This is a genomic window from Pseudodonghicola sp. (assembly GCF_048268305.1).
Taxonomy (GTDB): Bacteria; Pseudomonadota; Alphaproteobacteria; order Rhodobacterales; family Rhodobacteraceae; genus Pseudodonghicola.
In genome coordinates this window covers 12,030-30,901 of record NZ_JBLWVT010000007.1, presented here as the reverse complement: position 1 = coordinate 30,901, position 18,872 = coordinate 12,030, and the positions used below count along the sequence as shown (strand labels likewise).

At 67.6% G+C, this 18,872-nt stretch carries 14 protein-coding genes; 9 read left to right on the top strand and 5 right to left on the bottom strand.

Annotated elements, in window-relative coordinates; all coding sequences use genetic code 11:
• The first annotated feature begins 8 nt into the window (after nucleotides 1-8).
• The 5 genes from ACN0V4_RS13825 (at nucleotide 9) to ACN0V4_RS13805 (ending at nucleotide 8,951) form a co-directional block, all read left to right on the top strand.
• Nucleotides 9-4,652, top strand: a complete 4,644-nt coding sequence (locus ACN0V4_RS13825) for a MupA/Atu3671 family FMN-dependent luciferase-like monooxygenase (RefSeq protein ID WP_417677058.1) — start codon at nucleotides 9-11, stop codon at nucleotides 4,650-4,652.
• A complete protein-coding gene (locus tag ACN0V4_RS13820; protein ID WP_417677056.1) occupies nucleotides 4,649-5,356 on the top strand; it encodes a 4'-phosphopantetheinyl transferase family protein in 708 nt (235 codons plus the stop codon). The genes ACN0V4_RS13825 and ACN0V4_RS13820 overlap by 4 nt, the downstream gene beginning before the upstream one ends.
• 69 nt (nucleotides 5,357-5,425) lie before the next feature.
• Nucleotides 5,426-6,379 (top strand): hypothetical protein, encoded by a 954-nt coding sequence (locus ACN0V4_RS13815; RefSeq protein WP_417677054.1) that lies wholly within the window; start codon nucleotides 5,426-5,428, stop codon nucleotides 6,377-6,379.
• Nucleotides 6,376-8,106, top strand: coding sequence for a hypothetical protein (locus tag ACN0V4_RS13810; protein WP_417677052.1), 1,731 nt, complete (start codon nucleotides 6,376-6,378; stop codon nucleotides 8,104-8,106). Before ACN0V4_RS13815 ends, ACN0V4_RS13810 begins: the two co-directional genes overlap by 4 nt.
• On the top strand, nucleotides 8,103-8,951 hold the full coding sequence (locus ACN0V4_RS13805) for a glycosyltransferase (protein WP_417677050.1): 849 nt from the start codon (nucleotides 8,103-8,105) through the stop codon (nucleotides 8,949-8,951). The genes ACN0V4_RS13810 and ACN0V4_RS13805 overlap by 4 nt, the downstream gene beginning before the upstream one ends.
• Before the next feature lie 4 nt (nucleotides 8,952-8,955).
• On the opposite strand, the gene ACN0V4_RS13800 is transcribed toward ACN0V4_RS13805, so the two are convergent.
• A complete protein-coding gene (locus ACN0V4_RS13800) occupies nucleotides 8,956-10,164 on the bottom strand; it encodes a glycosyltransferase (protein WP_417677048.1) in 1,209 nt (402 codons plus the stop codon).
• 312 nt (nucleotides 10,165-10,476) lie between these two features.
• Between ACN0V4_RS13800 and ACN0V4_RS13795 the strand changes: the two genes are divergently transcribed.
• The gene (locus tag ACN0V4_RS13795) at nucleotides 10,477-11,844 is read left to right on the top strand and encodes an oligosaccharide flippase family protein (protein WP_417677046.1); all 1,368 of its coding nucleotides are present in this window, start codon (nucleotides 10,477-10,479) and stop codon (nucleotides 11,842-11,844) included.
• A gap of 36 nt (nucleotides 11,845-11,880) precedes the next feature.
• Here ACN0V4_RS13795 and ACN0V4_RS13790 read toward each other — a convergent pair whose 3' ends face one another.
• From ACN0V4_RS13790 to ACN0V4_RS13780, 3 genes are all read right to left on the bottom strand, one after another.
• A complete protein-coding gene (locus ACN0V4_RS13790; protein WP_417677044.1) occupies nucleotides 11,881-13,125 on the bottom strand; it encodes a GumC family protein in 1,245 nt (414 codons plus the stop codon).
• A gap of 105 nt (nucleotides 13,126-13,230) precedes the next feature.
• Nucleotides 13,231-14,109, bottom strand: a complete 879-nt coding sequence (locus tag ACN0V4_RS13785; protein WP_417677042.1) for a CpsD/CapB family tyrosine-protein kinase — start codon at nucleotides 14,107-14,109, stop codon at nucleotides 13,231-13,233.
• 41 nt (nucleotides 14,110-14,150) lie between these two features.
• Nucleotides 14,151-14,915, bottom strand: coding sequence for a sugar transferase (locus ACN0V4_RS13780; RefSeq protein ID WP_417677040.1), 765 nt, complete (start codon nucleotides 14,913-14,915; stop codon nucleotides 14,151-14,153).
• Between the two features lie 551 nt (nucleotides 14,916-15,466).
• Here ACN0V4_RS13780 and ACN0V4_RS13775 point away from each other — a divergent pair.
• Nucleotides 15,467-15,775 (top strand): EthD family reductase, encoded by a 309-nt coding sequence (locus ACN0V4_RS13775; protein ID WP_417677038.1) that lies wholly within the window; start codon nucleotides 15,467-15,469, stop codon nucleotides 15,773-15,775.
• A 14-nt stretch (nucleotides 15,776-15,789) separates the two neighbouring features.
• The gene (locus tag ACN0V4_RS13770) at nucleotides 15,790-16,644 is read left to right on the top strand and encodes a 2-dehydro-3-deoxygalactonokinase (protein ID WP_417677036.1); all 855 of its coding nucleotides are present in this window, start codon (nucleotides 15,790-15,792) and stop codon (nucleotides 16,642-16,644) included.
• Between the two features lie 31 nt (nucleotides 16,645-16,675).
• Here the strand turns inward: ACN0V4_RS13770 and ACN0V4_RS13765 are convergent, their stop codons facing one another.
• Nucleotides 16,676-17,188, bottom strand: a complete 513-nt coding sequence (locus ACN0V4_RS13765) for a thioesterase family protein (protein WP_417677034.1) — start codon at nucleotides 17,186-17,188, stop codon at nucleotides 16,676-16,678.
• 141 nt (nucleotides 17,189-17,329) lie between these two features.
• Here ACN0V4_RS13765 and ACN0V4_RS13760 point away from each other — a divergent pair, with 141 nt between their 5' ends.
• Nucleotides 17,330-18,787 (top strand): amidase, encoded by a 1,458-nt coding sequence (locus tag ACN0V4_RS13760; protein WP_417677032.1) that lies wholly within the window; start codon nucleotides 17,330-17,332, stop codon nucleotides 18,785-18,787.
• Nucleotides 18,788-18,872: the final 85 nt, after the last annotated feature.

The following is an 18,872-nucleotide window of genomic DNA, read 5'->3' as shown; positions in this document are numbered from 1 at the left end:
GACAGCAAATGACCGCTTTTTCCTGTGTATTGATTGGTAACGAATCCCTCCTGATCGGCTGCGGCGACGCCCTGCGCGACGCCGGCCACACCATCCGCGCCGTGGTCTCGCGCGATCCCGATATCCGCACCTGGGCCGAAGGTCTGGGTCTGCCGGTCGAAACCAAGATCGCCATGCTGGCAGAGCGGTTCGGCGCGGGCGATTTCGACTGGCTGCTGTCCATCGCCAACCTCAACGTGATCCCGGACGTCGTTCTGGCGCTGCCCGCCAAGGGCGCGGTCAACTTCCATGACGGTCCGCTGCCGCGCTATGCCGGGCTGAACGCCCCGGTCTGGGCGCTGATCAACGAAGAGACCGATTACGCCATCACCTGGCACATGATCGAAGGCGGCATCGACGAGGGCGACATCCTGGTGCAGGAGCCGGTCGCCATCGCGCCCGAGGACACCGCCTTCACCCTGAACTCGAAATGCTATGCCGCGGCGATGGACAGCTTCCCGCGGTTGATCGCCCAGCTCGAGACCGGCGCGCCCGACCGGCAGGTGCAGGATCTGAGCCTGCGCAGCTATTACCCCCGCGATGCCCGGCCCGAGGCGGCGGCCCGGCTGAATTTCCACCGCCCGGCCAATCAACTGGCGGCCTTGGTGCGCGCCCTGGATTTCGGCGGCTACTGGAACCCGATCGCCTGCCCGAAGATCGAGATCGCAGGTCAGGTGGTTCTGGTCGGCACGGCCGATCTGGCGGGGCCGGCGCAGGGCCTGCCCGGCACGGTGATGGCGGTCGACGGCCAGGGGCTCACGGTTGCGACCAGCGAAGGCGCGCTGCGGCTGTCGGCGCTCACCACCCCCGAGGGCATCGCCCTCACCGCCACCGATCTGGTCAGCCCCGGTGCCTCCCTCCCCTCGCCCGATGCCACCCAGGCCTCGCATCTGACCAACGCGATCTCCGCCGCGATCCGCGACAAGGCGCAATGGCGCCGGGCATTGGCGGCGATGCATCCGATGCCGGTGCCGTTGGCCCATGCCGCCACGGCGGCGCCAGAGTGGGACGCCCTGCGCATCGCCCTGCCGGACGGGCTCAACCCCGAGCGCGCGGCGCTGGCGGCGCTGGCCTGGGGATTGTCCAGCAGCGGCGAGGACTTCGCCGATGTGGCCCTGACCACCCCCGCCGTCGTCGCCTCGGAGCAACTGGCGCCAGGCTATGTCTCCGGCTGGGTGCCGCTGCAAGTCCGCAACGGCGCCACCCTGGCCGAGACCGGGCAGGCGCTGGCCACCGCGCGGGACATGGCCGCGGCCGGCGGTATCGCCCGCGACCTGATCGCCCGCGACCCGCAGATCACCTGGGCCGGCGCGCCGGGGATCGCGCTGGGGCTGTGCGGCACCGGCCCGGTACCCGACAGCATCGCCACCGTCTCCCTGCGGGACGAACGCGCGACGCTTTATATCGACAAGACCCGGCTGAACGAGGACGCGGCCGAGCTGCTGGCCCGCCGGCTGGAAAAGGCCTTTGCCACCATTGCCGCCATGGCCGATGACAGCCTTCTGGGGGCGCTCGATATCCTGCCCGCCTCGGAACGGCGCAAGACGGTGGAAAGCTGGAACGCCACCCAGGCGGCCTTCGACCCCGAGCTGACCATCCATCGCGCCTTCGAGCTGCAGGTCGAGAAGACCCCCGAGGCCACCGCGCTGGTCTTCGAGGACCAGAGCCTGAGCTATGCCGAACTGAACGCCCGCGCCAATGGCGTCGCCGCCGCGCTCAGCGGCATGGGGGTGGCGCCCGGCGCGCATGTGGGTCTGTTCCTCAATCGCTCGCCCGAGCTGGTGATTGCGGCGCTCGGCATCCTCAAGGCCGGCGGCGCCTATGTGCCGCTCGACCCGGTCTATCCGGCCGACCGCATCGCCCATTACATCCGCGACAGCCGGGCGCAGGTGATCGTCACTTCCGCAGGGCTCGAGGGCGATCTGCCCGAACATGCGGCGCAGATCCTCAAGGTCGAAGGCCTCGGACCCGAGGCCGCCAATGTCGACGGCGGCGCCAGCGGCGCTGATCTGGCCTATCTGATCTATACCTCCGGCTCCACCGGCCTGCCCAAGGGGGTGATGGTCGAACATCGCAACGTGTCGAACTTCTTCGCCGGCATGGACGACCGCATCGGCGTGCCGGAAAACGGCACCTGGTTCGCGGTGACCAGCCTCAGCTTCGATATCTCGGTGCTGGAACTGTTCTGGACGCTGGCGCGCGGCTTCAAGCTGGTGCTTTCTGGAGACGAGAACCGCGCCGTGGTCTCGAAAGGCCCGCTGGCGGTGAGCGATCGGCGGATCGACTTCAACCTGATGTATTGGGGCAATGACGACGGCGTCGGCCCGAAGAAATACGAATTGCTGCTGGAAGGCGCCAAATTCGCCGATGCCAACGGCTTCAACGCGGTCTGGACGCCGGAGCGCCACTTCCACGCCTTCGGCGGCCCCTATCCGAACCCCGCCGTGACCGGCGCCGCCGTCGCGGCGGTGACCCAGAACATCGCCGTGCGCGCGGGAAGCTGCGTCGCCCCCCTGCACCATCCCGCGCGCATCGCCGAGGAATGGGCGGTGATCGACAACCTGACCAACGGACGGGTGGCGCTTGGCATCGCCTCGGGCTGGCAACCCGACGATTTCATCCTGCGCCCCGAGAACACGCCGCCGCACAACAAGCCGGCGATGTTCGCCACCATCGAAACCCTGCGCAAGCTCTGGCGTGGCGAGGCGGTTGAATTCCCCAAGGCCGACGGATCAATGCACGCCGTGGTCACCCAGCCGCGGCCGGTGTCGAAGGAACTGGCGATCTGGGTCACCACCGCCGGCAACCCCGAAACCTGGATCGAGGCCGGCCGCATCGGCGCCAATGTGCTGACCCACCTGCTGGGCCAGTCGATCGAGGAGGTGGGCGAGAAGATCCGCCTCTATCACGCCGCCCTGCGCGAGGCCGGCCATGATCCGGCCGACTTCACCGTCACCCTGATGCTGCACAGCTATCTGGCCGAGACCCGCGAGCAGGCGGCCGAGGTCGCCCGCGGGCCGATGAAGGACTATCTCCGCTCCGCCGCCGCGCTGATCAAGCAATACGCCTGGGCCTTCCCCGCCTTCAAGAAACCCAAGGGGGTGAGCAATGCCTTCGACATGGATCTGGGCATGCTGGGCGCGGAAGAGCTGGAGGCGATCCTCGATTTCGCCTTCGAGCGGTATTTCGAGGAGTCCGGCCTCTTCGGCACGGTGGCCGACGGTCTGGCCCGGGTCGAACAGCTCAAGCGCATCGGCGTGGACGAGATCGCCTGTCTGATCGACTATGGCATCGCCCCCGATCTGGTGCTCGAAGGGCTGAAGCCGCTGGCCCAGGTGCTGAAGCGAGCCAATGCGCCCAGTGAACCCGAGGCGGACGATTTCTCGCTCGCCGCGCAGATCATCCGCCACAACGCCACCCATATGCAATGCACCCCCTCGATGGCGCGGATGATCGCCATGAACGACGAGGCGCGGCTGGCGCTTGGCCGGGTCAAGCATCTGCTGGTCGGGGGCGAGGCGCTGCCGGGCGATCTGGTCGCCGATCTGCGCGAATGCACCGGGGCGCAGATCCTCAACATGTACGGCCCGACCGAAACCACCATCTGGTCGACCTGCGAGGCGGTGGGCCCCGCCCCGCGCGGCACCGTCAACGTCGGCACGCCGATCGCCAATACCGGCGTCTACGTGCTGGACGAGACCGGCCGCCCCGCCCCCATCGGGGTTCCGGGAGAGCTTTATATCGGCGGCGCCGGGGTGACCCGCGGCTATTGGGAACGCGAGGACCTGACGGCGGAACGCTTCCCCGCCGATCCCTTCGCTGCCGAGATCGGCCTGACCGGGCCTGAGCCGCTGCGCATGTATCGCACCGGCGATCTGGTGCGCTGGCGGATCGACGGCAAGCTCGATTTCCTCGGCCGCACTGACCACCAGGTCAAGATTCGCGGCCAGCGCATCGAGTTGGGCGAGATCGAGGCGGCCCTGGCCGCCTGGCCGGGCGTGAGCGCCGCCGTGGTGGTGGCGCGGCAGATGGCGCCCGGCGATCTCAGGCTGGTGGGCTATGTCACCGCCGATGGGGCGATCGACGAGGCGGTGCTGCGCGCCGAGCTGGCGCGGCACCTGCCCGAGGTGATGGTGCCCGCCCATATCGTCCGGCTCGACACCTTCCCGCTGACACCGAACAAGAAGATCGACCGCAAGGCGCTGCCGGCGCCGCAGGTCACCCGGCAGTTGCGCCCGGCCATTGCCGCCAGCGTCACCTCCGAGGCCGCCGCTCCGGTCACCGGCGGCGCCCAGGCGCAGATCGCGGCGATCTGGGCCCGGATCCTCGGCCTCAATGCCGCCGAGATCACGGTGGAGGATAATTTCTTCGGTCTCGGCGGCCATTCGCTGCTGGCGGTGCAGGCGCATCGGGAAATCCGCAGCACGCTGAGCCGGCCCGATCTGTCGATCACCGATATCTTCCGCTTCCCCACCCTTGGCGGGCTGGCGGCGCATCTTGGTGGCGGCAGCCCCGAGCCCGAGGGGCCGGAGCCGATCGACGAGGCGGATCGCAGCGAAACCATGTCCAAGCGCCGCGCCATGCGCGACCGTCGGCGGATGCGCGCGGGATGAACGCCCCGGTCCGAAGACCCGCGGCGCAACCCTCCGCGCTGATCCTGGCGCGGGGGCTGTTTCCGGCAGGCGTTGCGCTGGCCGAGACCGATCCGCGCGTGCCGCAGCCTGCCGCCTGGCCCGAGGAGCGCGCGGGGCTGGACCGGCCGCGCCCGGAACGGCTGCGCGAATTCGCCGCCGGACGGACTGCGGCGCGGCACGCCATGGCGCAGCTCGGCCAACCGGCGCGGGCCATTCCCCACGGGATCGACCGCGCCCCGGTCTGGCCCGCGGAGCTGGTGGGAACGATCAGCCATTGCACCACCACCTGCCTCGCCGCAGTGGCGGAGGCGCGCAGCTTCGCCGCGCTTGGTCTCGATCTCGAGGAGGCGACGCCGCTGCCGCTCGACCTGATCCCGGCGATCTGCACCGAAGCGGAGGCCGAACGCCTCGCCCCCCTGCCCGAGGCGCAGCGGGGCCTTGCGGCCAAGCTGATCTTCAGCGCCAAGGAATGCGCCTATAAGGCGCAATACCCCGCCTCGCGCCAGGTGTTCGGGTTTCAGACGCTTGAGATCCTCTTCGACGCCGAGGCGCCGCAGACCAGCGGGACCTTCACCGCGCGGTTTCTGCATGAGGTGCCGCCTTTCGCGGCGGGCACCCGCCTGCCGGGGCGCTTCGGCCTTGCCTTGGGGCTGATCCTCACGACCATGGCCTTGCGAAGGTGAAATTCATGTGTCGACACCCTAGATAACACCATGCCGACGTGACCCAACCCACCTGAGGCCCGCCGACAGATGCTTTTGCGTACGATTTTTCTTGTTACCCTTGCCGCCGTGATCTTCGCCGCCGCCTTCTGGGCGCTGCGGTCGCGTCCGCGCCTGCCCGATGCGGCAGAGATCGCCGCCGCCTATGCCGCCCCCTTGCCGCCGCCCGACCATCCGCTCACCGTCTATCACCTGGGTCACAGCCTGGTCGGCCGCGACATGCCGGCGATGCTGGCGCAGCTTGCCGGCCCCGGCCATCGCTATGATCTGCAACTGGGCTGGGGCACCTCGCTGAGGGAGCATTGGGAGCCCGGCCTGCCGATCAAAGGCTTCGAGGCAGAGAATGCCACCCCGCACTTCCGCCCGGCGCGCGAGGCCATCGGATCGGGCGATTACGATGCCGTCATCCTGACCGAGATGGTCGAGCTGCGCGATGCCATCCGCTATCACGACAGCCCGCATTCTTTCCAGAAATGGGCCGATCTGGCGCGCGCCGCCGCGCCCTCCACCCGGGTCTATCTCTACGAGACCTGGCACCCGCTCGACACCGCCGAGGGCTGGCTCGACCGGCTCGACCGCGACCTCCCCGAGCTGTGGGAGGGCAAGCTGCTGCTGCCCGACCTGGCCCATGACACCAGTCACCGCCCGGCCCATGTGATCCCGGCGGGCCAGGTGATGGCCGCCTTCGTCAGGCGGCTGGAGGCCGAGGGCGGCATCGGCAATATCCAGCGGCGCGAAGATCTCTTCGCCCGGCAACCCGATGGCACCCCCGATCCGATCCACCCCGGCGATCTGGGCAATTACCTGGTGGCGCTGACCCATTACGCCGTGCTCTATGGGCGTTCTCCGCTGGGCCTGCCCCATGCGCTGGCCCGCGCCGACGGCACCCCCGCCATCGCCCCCGACGCCGAGGCCGCCCGCGCCATGCAGGACACCGTCTGGCAGATCGTGACCACCTATCCCAAGACCGGAGTCGCCCAATGAGACGCCGCACCCTGCTGCAATCCGCCCTGCTGTCGCCGCTGGCCCTGACCTCGGCCCCCCGCGCCTTTGCGCAGGACGCGCCGGCGCCGGCCAAGCCGCTGGGGCCAATGCCGATGTGCATCGGGCTGAACGGCGTCAACGACTGGAGCCCGGAGCAGCCCTTTCTCGACGTGATGAAGACGGCGCGGACCTGGATCGGCCACAAGCCCGGCCAATGGGGCGGCGCCGGCCACGCCGATCTGGCGCAGGCGGATTATCTGGACGACCACGGCTGGCCGTTGGCGATCCCGCCCGAGCTCAGCTCGATCGGCACGGTGGTGCTGAACGACCTGCCCGACGACGCGGCCTCGCTCAAGGGGCGCTATGTGCTGCGCTTCGAGGGCGATGGCATCGTCGAGGTCAGCGGCCGCAGCCAGAACGTCCGTTATGGCCACAACGAGGTGAGCTTTGACTTCACCCCGGGTGAGGGCGCGGTGATCATCCGCATCCAGCGCACCGACCGCAGCAAGACCGGCGATCATGTCCGCAACATCACCATCGTGCGGGAGGAGCATCTGCGCGCCTTCGATGCCGGCGCCACCTTCAACCCGGATTTCCTGCGTATCCTCGACGGCTTCAAGGCGGTCCGCTTCATGGACTGGATGCTGACCAACGAAACCCCGCAGACCACCTGGGGCAGCCGGCCGCAGGTCAGCGATTACACCTATGGGCTGCGTGGGGTGCCGGCCGAGGTGATGCTGGATCTGGCCAACCGGATCGGGGTCGACGCCTGGTTCAACATCCCCCATACCGCCGATGACGACTTCGTCCAGCAGTTTGCCGCATTGGCCCGCGATACGCTGTGGCACGATCTGCGCTGCTACGTGGAATTCTCGAACGAGGTCTGGAACTGGCAATTCCCCCAGGCCCGCTGGGCCGATGAGATGGCCAGGAAACGCTGGGGCAAGGACAATGCCTGGGTACAATATTACGCGCTGCGCGCCGCCGAGGTCGCCCGCCTCTGCGCCGGGGTCTTCGACGAGACCGGCGTGCGCGACCGGCTGATCAACGTGATCTCGTCGCAAACCGGCTGGCTCGGGCTCGAGGGCGATATTTTCGAACCGCCGCTGCTGGCCCAGGAGCAGCCCGATGCGCCAAGCATCGCCAGCGCCTTCGACGCCTATGCGATCACCGGCTATTTCGGCGCGCCCCTGGGGATGGAGGACCGCGCGCCCCTGATCCGGCAATGGCTGAGCGACAGCCGCGATCTGGCCGAGGGCGCCGCCGCCGCCAAGCGGCTACGCGGAGAGGAGCGCGACGCCTATCTCGCCGCTCACAAATACGATGCCGCCACCGCGCTCGCCGCCGCCGAGCTGCGCGACGGCCTGGCCAGCGGCGAGACCGAAGGCTCGCTCAACTGGCTGATCGCAACGGTCTTCCCCTATCAGGCGGAGGTCGCGAAAAAATGGGGGCTCGATCTGGTGATGTACGAAGGCGGCACCCATGTGGTGGGAATAGGCCCGATGGTCGATGCCGAGGATCTGACCGATTTCTTCATCCATCTGAACTACACGCCGGAGATGGGCATGCTGTATACCGAGCTGATCAATGGCTGGGCCAAGGCCGGGGGCAAGCTGTTCAACGTCTTCTCAGACGTGAACAAACCCAGCAAATGGGGAAGCTGGGGGGCGCTGCGCTCTCTCTCGGACAGCAATCCGCGTTGGGACGCGATCAGAGCCTTTCTATGACCCAGACCCTCAGTATCATTCTGCCGGCCCATAACGAAAGTACCTGGATCGACGGCTGCCTCGGGGCGCTCTGCGGCTCCGACCCGCTGCCCGAAGATTGGGAGGCCGAAATCATCGTGGTGCCGAACGGCTGCCGCGACGATACCGCGGCGCGGGCGCGGAATTGGGTCGATCGCTTTGCCGCGCGCGGCTGGCGCCTTCGGGTCGAGGAATTGGTAGAGGGCGGCAAGCTGCGGGCGCTGAACCGCGGCGACGAGCTGGCCGGCAGCGCTGCGGTGCGGGTCTATCTCGACACCGATGTCACCGTCTCGCCCTCCCTGCTGAAAGAGATCGCCGCCGCGCTGGCGACCGATGCCCCCCGCTTTGCCGGGGGCACGCCGCGAGTCTCGCCGGCACAGAACAGCATCACCCATCTTTACGCCCGCTTCTGGGCCCGGCTGCCCTTTGTCACCACCGGAGCGCCGGGTTTCGGCATCTTCGCCATGAGCGCCGCCGGGCGGGCGCGCTGGGGTGACTGGCCCGATATCATTTCGGACGACACTTTCGCGCGGCTCAATTTCACCCGCGACGAACGGGTGCGGGTCAACGCCAGCTATAGCTGGCCGATGGTCGAGGGGTTCGCCAATCTGGTGCGGGTGCGGCGGCGGCAGAATGCCGGTGTCGACGAGGTGGCCGGGAAATTCCCCGCTCTGATGGAAAACGCCGATGTCGGCCGCCCTGGTGCCGCGTTGATCCTGCGCCTCGCCCTGCGTGATCCGCTGGGGTTTCTGGCCTATGCCGCCGTCACCCTGGCGGTGCGGTCGCCGCTTTATCATAACCGCAGCCGCTGGGATCGCGGGCGCTGATCGCTCAGTCGCCCGCCACAGCAGAGAAGCAGGCGATCAGCCGGGCCGCCCCGATATCGACGTCATGGCGCGCCAGCACCCGGGCGCGCCCGGCCTGGCCCATCGCCTCGAGCCGGGTGGCGGGGGTCGCCGCCAGCTCTGCCACAGCATTGGCCAAGGCCTGCACATCGCCCGCCGGCACCAGCCAGCCGGTATCACCGGGGCGCACCAGTTCCGGAATGCCGGCAATATAGGTGGCGATCACCGGACGGGCGGCGGCCATCGCCTCCATGATCACCATCGGCAGGCCTTCGGCAAAGCTGGGCAGGATCATCGCATGCGCCGCCGCCAGTTGGGCGCGGACCCCCTCCTCGTCCAGCCAGCCGGTCAGGGTGACGGCCGAACTCAGCCCGTGGTCGGCAATGGCGCGCTCCAGATCACCGCGCATCTCGCCATCGCCGACCAGCACCAGGTGCAGATCGGGATGCTGCGGTCGCAGCCGCGCCATCGCCCGCACCAGCATCATCTGCCCCTTCTGTTCGGCGAACCGCCCGATCGACACCAGGCGGATCGGTCCCTCGGGCAGCGGCTGCGGCGCGGCAAAGGCGCCGGGCTCGATGCCGCAATGAACCACGCGGATGCGGCCCCAGGTGTCGAAATCGGCCCAGCGGTAGAGCTGGCTGCGACCGAACTGGCTGATGCCGACGGCAAAGGCCGACCGGTTCAGCTTGTCACCGAGGGAAAGCGCGGCGGGGGCGTCGAATTCCTCGGGCCCGTGGACGGTAAAGCTGTAACCGGGGCCGCCCAGCACCTGCGCCAGCATCGCCACCGTGGTGGAATTGGTGCCAAAATGCGCGTGGACATGATCGACCCCCTCGGCGGCACAGCGGCGCGCCACCTCGGCAGCCTCGGCCAGATAGATCAGATGACGCAACCGCCCGGCGGGCGAGGCGCGCCCGGCCTGCATCGCCAGGCGAACCGCCCGCCAGGTCGCCGCGGGATGCCGCAGAGCCCGGGCCGCCAGCCCGATCAGCAACCGCCCCGCGCCACGGTCGAGCACATAGTCGGTCGCCGCCGCCTCCTCCCTGTCCTGCGGGTCGACCAGCGGCGTCGCGCTGCGCCGCATCGCCAGACGCAGCACCGGCACCCCGGCACGCTCCAGCGCCCTGAGTTCGCGCCGGATGAAGGAATGGGACGGCATCGGATAGGTGTTCAGCACATAGGCGATCTTCACGGCGGCGGCTCTCCTGTGGGCGATGGCGAGGCTGACCCTAGCCGCTGCGGTGGGCTCAGGAAAGCCATGCCCCCTTATCTGCCGCGCCAGGCCCCGGAATTGTTTCTGGGGTCGACGGAATATGGCGAAGAGGCAGGGATTTTCCGACCATGACACCTTGAAAGCCCTGTTGATTCTGGGCTTTTCCCCTCACTGATTGACCCGGACCACCCTGCCCCCTAGCCTGCCCGACAGATCCATCCGGGCCGCATCTCCGCAGCAGTATCGCCGCATTTCCGGGGCCGCGAACGAACCAGAGGCAAAGCCGCAGACGTGACCAAGTTCCTTTCCGCTTTTTCCGGCAACACGCTGATGGCGCGGGTGCTGCGCAGCGCCTCCTGGCTGATGCTCAGCTTCGGTGGCGCGCAGGCGCTGCGGCTGATGTCCAACCTGGTGCTCACCCGCATCCTCTATCCCGAGGCCTTCGGGCTGATGGCGCTGGTCTCGGTGGTGACGATCGGCCTGTCGCTGTTTTCCGACATCGGCATCGGCCCGGCGATCGCGCAAAACAAGCGTGGCGACGATCCGGCCTTTCTGGACACGGCCTGGACGCTGCAGCTGATCCGGGGGTTCGGCCTTTGGGGTGGGGCCTGCGTGCTGGCGCTGCCGGTGGCGCATTTTTATGGCGAACCGGCGCTGGCCTATTACATCCCGATCGCCGGCATCGCCTCGGCGATCACCGGCTTCGCGCCGATGAAGATCGAGACCGCCCACCGCCATCTGCTGCTGGGCCGGCTCACCGTGCTTGAGCTGATCGCCCAGGCCATTGGCATCGCCGCCATGGTGGCGCTGGCGCTGGCGACACGCTCGGTCTCGGCGCTGGTGCTGGGCGGACCGCTGCAGGCGCTGGCGCGGGTGATCCTGACCCATTATTTCCTGCCCGGCCCGAAGAACCATTTCCGTTGGGATCCCGAAATCGCGCGCGAGATCATGCGCTTCGGACGCTGGATTTTCCTGTCGACCGCGCTGTTCTTCCTGACCAGCCAGGGCGACCGGCTGGTCCTGGGCCGCTTCCTGTCGATGGAGATGCTGGGGCTTTACAACATCGGCTATTTCCTGGCGAGCTTTCCGACCATGATGGGCCATGCGGTGACCAACCGGCTGCTGATCCCGATCTTCCGCGATCGGCCCGCGCATGAGGCCGAGGCGAATTTCCGCAAGCAGCGGTTGCTCAGGATCGGGCTGCTTGCCGGCATGGCGGGCACGTCGATCCTGATGTCGCTGATCGGCCCGGCGCTGGTGGGCATCATGTACGACCCCCGCTATTTGCCGGCCGGCGCTGTGGTGGTGCTGATGTCCTGCGCCCTGGTGCCCACCGCCTTGGGAATGACCTATGACCAAGCCGCGCTGGCCGCTGGCGACAGCCGCAGCTTCTTCCTCTACTCGGCGGTGCGGGCGGTGGCGCAGGTCGGCCTGATCCTGGTCGGCGCCATCTGGTTCCACCTGTTCGGTGCCATCGTGGCGATCGCCGTGGCGCAATTCGTCGCCTATCCGGTGCTGGTCTGGCTGGCCCGCCGCCACCGGGTCTGGGATCCGGTAACCGATATGGGGTTCTTCGTGCTGGCCGGTCTAGGCTGCGGCTTCGCGCTCTGGCTGCACTGGCCGGTGCTGGCCGAGCTGCCGGGCGCCGCAGGCTTCTGACCTCCGGAAGGAAAAGCTCCGAAGGCCCTGGTCGCCTCAGGCGGCCTTGTCGTTCCCCCGGCGCCGGCGGCGCCGGGAACGGGTGTCGAGATAGGGAATCGAAACCACCGGGCGAATGCCCAGATCGCGTTCCATATGCGCCGGGGTGCGCATCACCGGCTTTCTCAGTTCGAGCACGAAGGCCAGCCCCAGCGCCATCATCACGCTGACCGCGGCCCCCACCAAAGCCAGTTTCTTGCGGCTTCGGGTAAAGGGGTAATCGGGCAGGCTGGCCGGTTCGATCACCGTCAGCCGTTCGCTCTGGGCCTGGGTTTCAAGGCGATAGGCGACCTCGGCATCGGTGCGCCGGGCCGAGGCTTCCTGAAGCTGCGCGCGGATCTGCTCCAATTCGTGATCATAGGCGCCAACGCGGCGATCGACCTCGGGCGAGGACTGCAGCGAGGCCTCGAGCTCTCCCTTGCGCTGGCGCAGCAATTCGGCCTGCGCCTCCAGCGTGGTGAGCTGTTCGCTGAAATCGGACTGCTTGCGCGCGGCGGTGGCCGGCATGTCGTTCTGCCGTGACAGATCCGCGGCGCGTTCGATCTGGATTCGCTGACGCGAGATATCCAGCAATTCGTTGTTGATCGAGGTGATCTCGCTGCGACGGATTTCCAGGGTGCCGGGCAGCGCCACCGCATTGTCCTTGCGATAGGCGGCCAGTTCATCCTCCACCCGGGAGATGTGCTCGCGCAGCGTCTCCTCGCGGGCGGTGAAGAAGGCCAGCGTTTCCCGCGCCTTGTCCAGCCGGCTCTCGTTGCTGAGCTCGATGGTGCGGCTGGCGAATTCATGCGCGATCTCTTGCGCCTGCCGGGCGGTCGGCATCTCGGCGGTGACGGTCAACACCGATACCCAACCGTCCGAGGAGCCATTGTTCTGCAACCCGTCGATCCGGACCGAGGTGCGCAGCAGATCGACCTTCTCGTTCTCGGTCAGCGCAGGCAGGTCGGCATAGAGACCATATTTCTCGATCACCGCCAGCACGCTCTCGCGCGCCATCACCCGCTGCTCGATCAGTTGCAACCGGCGCGAGATGGTATCCTCGGTATTGTTGGGATCGCGGGTCGCCTCGCCCTCGATCTTCGGCTGGGTCACCTGAATGACCTCGGTCGAGCGGTACTTGTGCTTCGCCTCCTTCGCCGCCACGACCGACAACCCGCAGCCCACCGCGATCACCAAAAGGATCAGCCAGGCGCGACGGCGCAGCATGTCAACGAAGTCTCTGAAGGAAAGAACCGGCCCCATATACCCCTACCTCAGTTTCGCGCGGGACGGGCCCGCCGCCCGTGTTCCGGGCCATTAACCCGGAACACACCATAGCAAGCGGGCAAAACTAAGGCGATTCCATGCTCAGTCCGCGGAGCGGGTGCGGTTCAGGATCACCCCCAGCAGCTCGGTCTGCTCGCCCAGGATTTCCTCGCAGGCCCGCACCTGCGCCGCCGTGGTCCGGGTCGCGTCGGCAACCAGCAGCACGCCGTCGACATGCGGCAGGAAGGCGGCGGCGTCATCATGTTCCAGCACGGCCGGCAGATCATAGAGCACGACGTCGGGATCGAGCGTCAGCATCATCTCGTCGAGCGCGCGGATCGCCAGCGGGTCAAGAAAGGTCTCGGCCGCATTGGGATCGGCGGCATCCGCCAGCCCCAGCGCCAGCCCCTCGCTGCAGCGCACCAGATGGTCCACCGGCGAAAGCAGACCACTCAGAAAGGCGCTCATCTGCCCATGCCCGTGGATGTCCAGCGTCTTGGCGACACCGGGGGCGCGTCGGTTCATGTCCATCAGCACCGTACGAGTGCCGGGAACGCGTGCCAGGCTCAGCGCCAGATTCACCGCGGTGAAGGTGGCGCCACAGCCCGAGGTCGGCGTGGCGATGGCGACACGGCGCCACCCCTGGTTGCGCAGGGTGGCCATCAGCCGGGTGCGCAACAGGTCAAACCCCCGCGCCGTGCCGCTGTCGCGGAACAGGTTGACCAGCGGCGCCGGACGCGCGCCGATCGCGGCGGCCCCCGGCTTGACCCGTGCCAGACGATCCCAGCCCGCCAGCAGCGGACCCGGAACGCCATAGGACTTCGGCTCGGTCAGCAGAGTATCCTCAATCGGGCGGCCGGCGGCCTTGCGGCGGAAAATCTTGCGTTCCTTGCGATCCATCGGCTCCGCTTCGTTCCAAGATGTGGCCGAGAGGATATCGCCTTCGATCGCGGCCGTGTCCTTATCAAGATAATCTTTCATATCCTGCCCTCCAAATCGAAGTTCTCTAGAAATCGCCGGACTCACACGCCGGTGCGGCGCGCCATCACCCCGACGGTGCGGAAGATCAGCATCAGATCGCGGCCCAGCGACAGGGTACGGCAGTAGACGGCATCGACCTGCGCGCGATAGCTGAAGCCCTTCTCGTTGCGGGTGGAGACCTGCCACAGGCCGGTGATCCCCGGCTTGACCGCCAGATAACACGAGGCGTCACCGTAAAGCGGCAATTGCTCGGGCATCATCGGCCGCGGGCCGACCAGGCTCATCTCGCCTTTCAGCACGTTCCAGAGCTGCGGCAGCTCGTCCAGCGAGGTGGCGCGCAGAAAGTGACCCACGGCGGTGATCCGGGGATCCTTGCGCAGCTTCTGGTTGGTGTTCCATTCGTCCCGCATCGCCGGATCGTTGGCCAGATATTCGGCCAGCAGGGCATCGGCATTGCGCACCATGGTGCGCAGCTTCATCATCTGGAAGATGCGGCCGCCCTGGCCCAGACGGGCCTGCCAATAGAACGGCTGGCCCCCTTCGATCCAGAGCGCGGCGGCGCAGAGCAGAATGATCGGCAGCGCAATCGGCAGGGTCAGCAGCGTCAGCGTCAGATCAAGCAGGCGCTTACCCACACGGGCATAGAGTTCATGGCTGCCAGCCCCCTCGGGCGGGCAGAAGATGCTGTCGGCCGGGCCGTTGATGTTCGCCGGCGCGGGAAGCAGGATACTGACCGGCATTGCGGTCAGGGTGGGGAGCCGGTTGTGGGCAACACCATGGGCATGGCGATAGACAACGTGATTCATGATCGCTCTCCTGAGCTGGGTCAAAACCGACCCTGCCGCGAAAACTCACGGCACTTGTTCAAACCAAATTTTCCCGATGCCCGACCCTGTGCAGCTCAGCCGGACGTTGGACGTTTTTTCAGCAGCTCAGTCGGCCCCCACCGATAACCCGATCCGCCCGCAGCAAATTCGCGTCGCGTTTTTGCCCCGTTTTCGCCACGATTGCTTTTACCACCAACCGGAAAACTTTTAACGAATTCCATGGAAACAATCTGTTTCACTGCCGTAGGGGCAGGAAACCAGGCGGTGGCCCGGGTATCATCGAGATCAGTCTCTGTCGATTGCCAGGATTGTATCGTTTGCGGAAACCTGCCGAGCTTAGAATCAGGTTAACGCCGTAGCGCCAAACCCCCGCGATTTCCGCCAGGGTCCGACCGCATCAAATATGGCGAAAATCAGGCAACCGCCGCATTTCCCCGGCCCGGCGCCCCTGCCCCCGGTTGCGCGTTGACAGCCCCGTGCACGACGGGGCACACCTCGGCGGCAAGGACACCCCAGGGAGGAGAACGACCATGCCGGCATCGCTTCAGATCATCTATCCGGTCAGCGCCGACAGCCACTTCGATTACGACTATTACCTCGGCACCCATATGCCGCTGGTCGACAGCCACATGGGCCCGCATATCGACCGTGTGCTGGTCACCAAGGGGATCGCCGGCGGGCCCGATGTGCCGCCGCCCTATCATTTGGTGGCCACCATCGTCTTCGCCGATCAGGCGGCGATGAAGGCGGCGCTGCGGGCCTCGGGCCCGGTGAATGCCGATGTGCCGAATTTCACCAATGTCCGGCCGCAGGTGCTGATCGGCGAAGTGATCGCCTAAGGGAGGCCCGGCAGTTGGCGGAGTGGATCGCGATAGACCTGCAGCCCGGACGGGCAGAGGCCTGGTGGCTGGACGGCACAGACCTGCGCGCCCGGGCCGCGATCGCAGCGCCGCTCACCCCGCCTGACGCCGCCGGGGTCGCGCCGCTGCTGCCGGCCCTGCGTGCAGCGCTTGCCGCACCGGCGGGCCTGCCGGCGCTGATCGATGGGCTGCGGCTGCCTGCGGTGGCGGTGCCGGCGAAGCCCGCCGATCTGATCCCCAGCCCGCTGGACGGGCTGCAGGCCCAGGCGCTGCCGCCACTGATGCAACGCACACCGACCGCCGGGCTTCTGACCGGCGCGGCGGCACGGCTTGCCGGCTTCTTCGCGCTCAATCCGCGTTGGGACGGGGTGGTGATCCTGCCCGGGGCAATCACCCATTGGGTGCAGGTCAGCGCCGCAGAGGTGGTGAGCTTCCAAAGCGCGCTGAGCGGCACGCTTGCCCGGGCGCTGAGGCAGGACGGGGCCTTCGGCCCCGCGGACCTGTGGGACGAGACGGCTTTCTTCGACGCGCTCGACAATACCCTGTCGCGGCCCGAACGGCTGGCCTCGGGCCTTGCCGCGCTGCAAGCGGCGGTGATGCTGGGTCAGGTAGCACCCGATCAGGCGCCAGCGCGCCTTTCCGGTCTGCTGATCGGGGCAGAGCTGGCCGCCGCACGGCCCTATTGGCTGGGGCAGCAGGTCGCGGTGATGGGATCGCCGGCCGAAGCCCGCCCCTATGTCGCCGCGCTGGGGCGTCAGGGCGTGCCCTGTCTGCAGGCCGATCCGGCCCGGATGGCGCTGGCCGGCTTCATCGCCCTTCGTCGCGGAACCGGCGGCGCCCCCGCATGAGGCACCCCCAAGCCGATCCGCTCGCGCCCGCCTAGCGTCGCAGGCCGATCGGCACCCCCTGATGCGGCGAGGGCGCCAGCCCCGCGTGATCGGCCTTCATCCGCGCCAACCGGGCGACCACCCAGTCGGGATAGGGCGCCGACCGCCGGGTGCCGTGATCGACGTTCATCGACACCACCTCTTGCGTGGCGCAGAGCACACCGTCGGCGTCGCGGATCATCTCGCCGAAGAAATGCATCCGCTTGTGATCGTGATCGACCAGACGGAACCGCAGGCTGAACCCCTCGCCTTGACGCAATTCGTTCAGAAACAGCGTATGCGCCTGCAGCACGAAGGGCCCCTGCCCCGCTGCCGCGATGTAATCGCCGCCGATCCCCAGGTGGTCGACAAACAGCACATCGGCCGCCTCGTCGAAGGCGATGCCGTAATATCCCACGTTCATATGGCCGTTGAGGTCGATCCACCCCGGCTGAACGGTCAGCCCGGTCACCTCGACCGGGGTGGGATAGGGGCCGTCGTGTCCCTGCAGCGGTCCTTGCGTCATGTCTGTCTCTCTCCCTGTTGCACAGAACCGGCGCACTCTGCCCCGCGTCCGCGCCAAGGCCAAGCCCCGAAGGTTGCCTTTTCCGGGCGGTCGACTGAGGATGCCGCCAAATTTCAAAGCACGCGCAGGGAGAACCGCGAGATGAAAAGCACCTATCTCAAGCAGGACGCCACCGGGCTGGCCGAGCTGGTCGCCAAAAGGGAGGCCACAGCGGACGAGCTGCTGGATATTGCACTGGAGCTGACAGAGGAACGCAATCCGGCGCTCAACGCAGTGGTCAACATCCAGGAGGACGCCGCGCGTCAGGCGATCCGCAACGGCCTGCCCGACGGCCCCTTCGCCGGCGTGCCCTTCCTGCTGAAGGATCTGGGGGCCGAGGCCAAGGCCTATCCCACCTTCAACGGATCGAAGCTCTTTGCCGGCACCAACTGGAGCTATGATTCGGAAATCTTCCTGCGGATGCAGGCGACCGGCGTCGTCACCTATGGCCGCGGCACCTCGCCCGAGCTGGGGGTGGGTCCGGTGACCGAGGCGCAGGCCTATGGCGGCCCGACGCGGAACCCCTGGAACACCGGCCATACCTCGGGCGGATCCTCGGGCGGCTCGGGCGCGGCGGTGGCCGCCGGCATCGTGCCGATGGCGCATGGATCGGACGGCGGCGGCTCGGTCCGCATCCCGGCCTCCTCCTGCGGGCTGGTGGGCTTCAAGCCGACCCGCGCGCGGCTGCCCGACGGGCCGATGTCGGGCGAAGGCTGGGCCGGCATGGCGATCGACGGCTTCCTGACCCGGTCGCTGCGCGACACCGCCAAGATGCTTGATGCCTGTTCCGGCCCCGATCTGGGCGCGCCCTATGTCGCCCCGCCCTTGGAGATCGGCTTTGTCGAGGCGATGAACCGCGATCCCGGCAAGCTGAAGGTGCGCTTTTCGACCACCACGCTCAGCGGCGTGCCGATCGACCCCGAATGCGTCGCCGCGGTCGAGAAGACCGCCAGGCTGATGGCCGATCTGGGCCATGACGTCGAAGAATTCCGCCCTGCCGCCGATCTGGATGTCGAGGCGATGATGATGGCCTGGACCACGGTGGTGGCCTGCGGCACCGCGCTGAGCGTGCGCAAGAAGCTGAAAGGCGCGCCGCTCGATCCCTCAATGGTCGAGGGCGTCACCCGCGCCGCCATCGCCTATTCGCAAAAGCTCGACGGGGCGGATTATCTCGATGCGGTGGAAGAGGTGCACGCCTTTGGCCGGCGGATGGCGCATGTCTTCCTCGACTGCGATGTCCTTTTGACCTCGACCCTGGCGACCCCGCCGGCGCCGGTGGGCAAGTACAAGCCGGATTTCGAGGATTTCGTCGCCTATCGTAACGGGCCGGGATCGGTCTTCGACTATTCGCCCTTCACCGCGATCTTCAACGCCTCGGGACAACCGGCGATCACCCTGCCGCTGCACTGGAGCGCCGACGACCTGCCGGTCGGCGTGCATCTGGCGATGGCCTATGGGCTCGATGAAAGACTGATGTCGGTCGCCGCCCAGATCGAACGCGCCGCCCCCTGGGCCGCCAAGCAACTGAGCCTGATCGAAGCCGGCCCGCGTCTGGCCTGAGGCACCGCGCGCGCCCCTCCTCGGGGGCGCGCGCCACCGACCGGCGGCAAATCGCGGCCCTGCCGCCCCGTCGCCACGAAGGGCT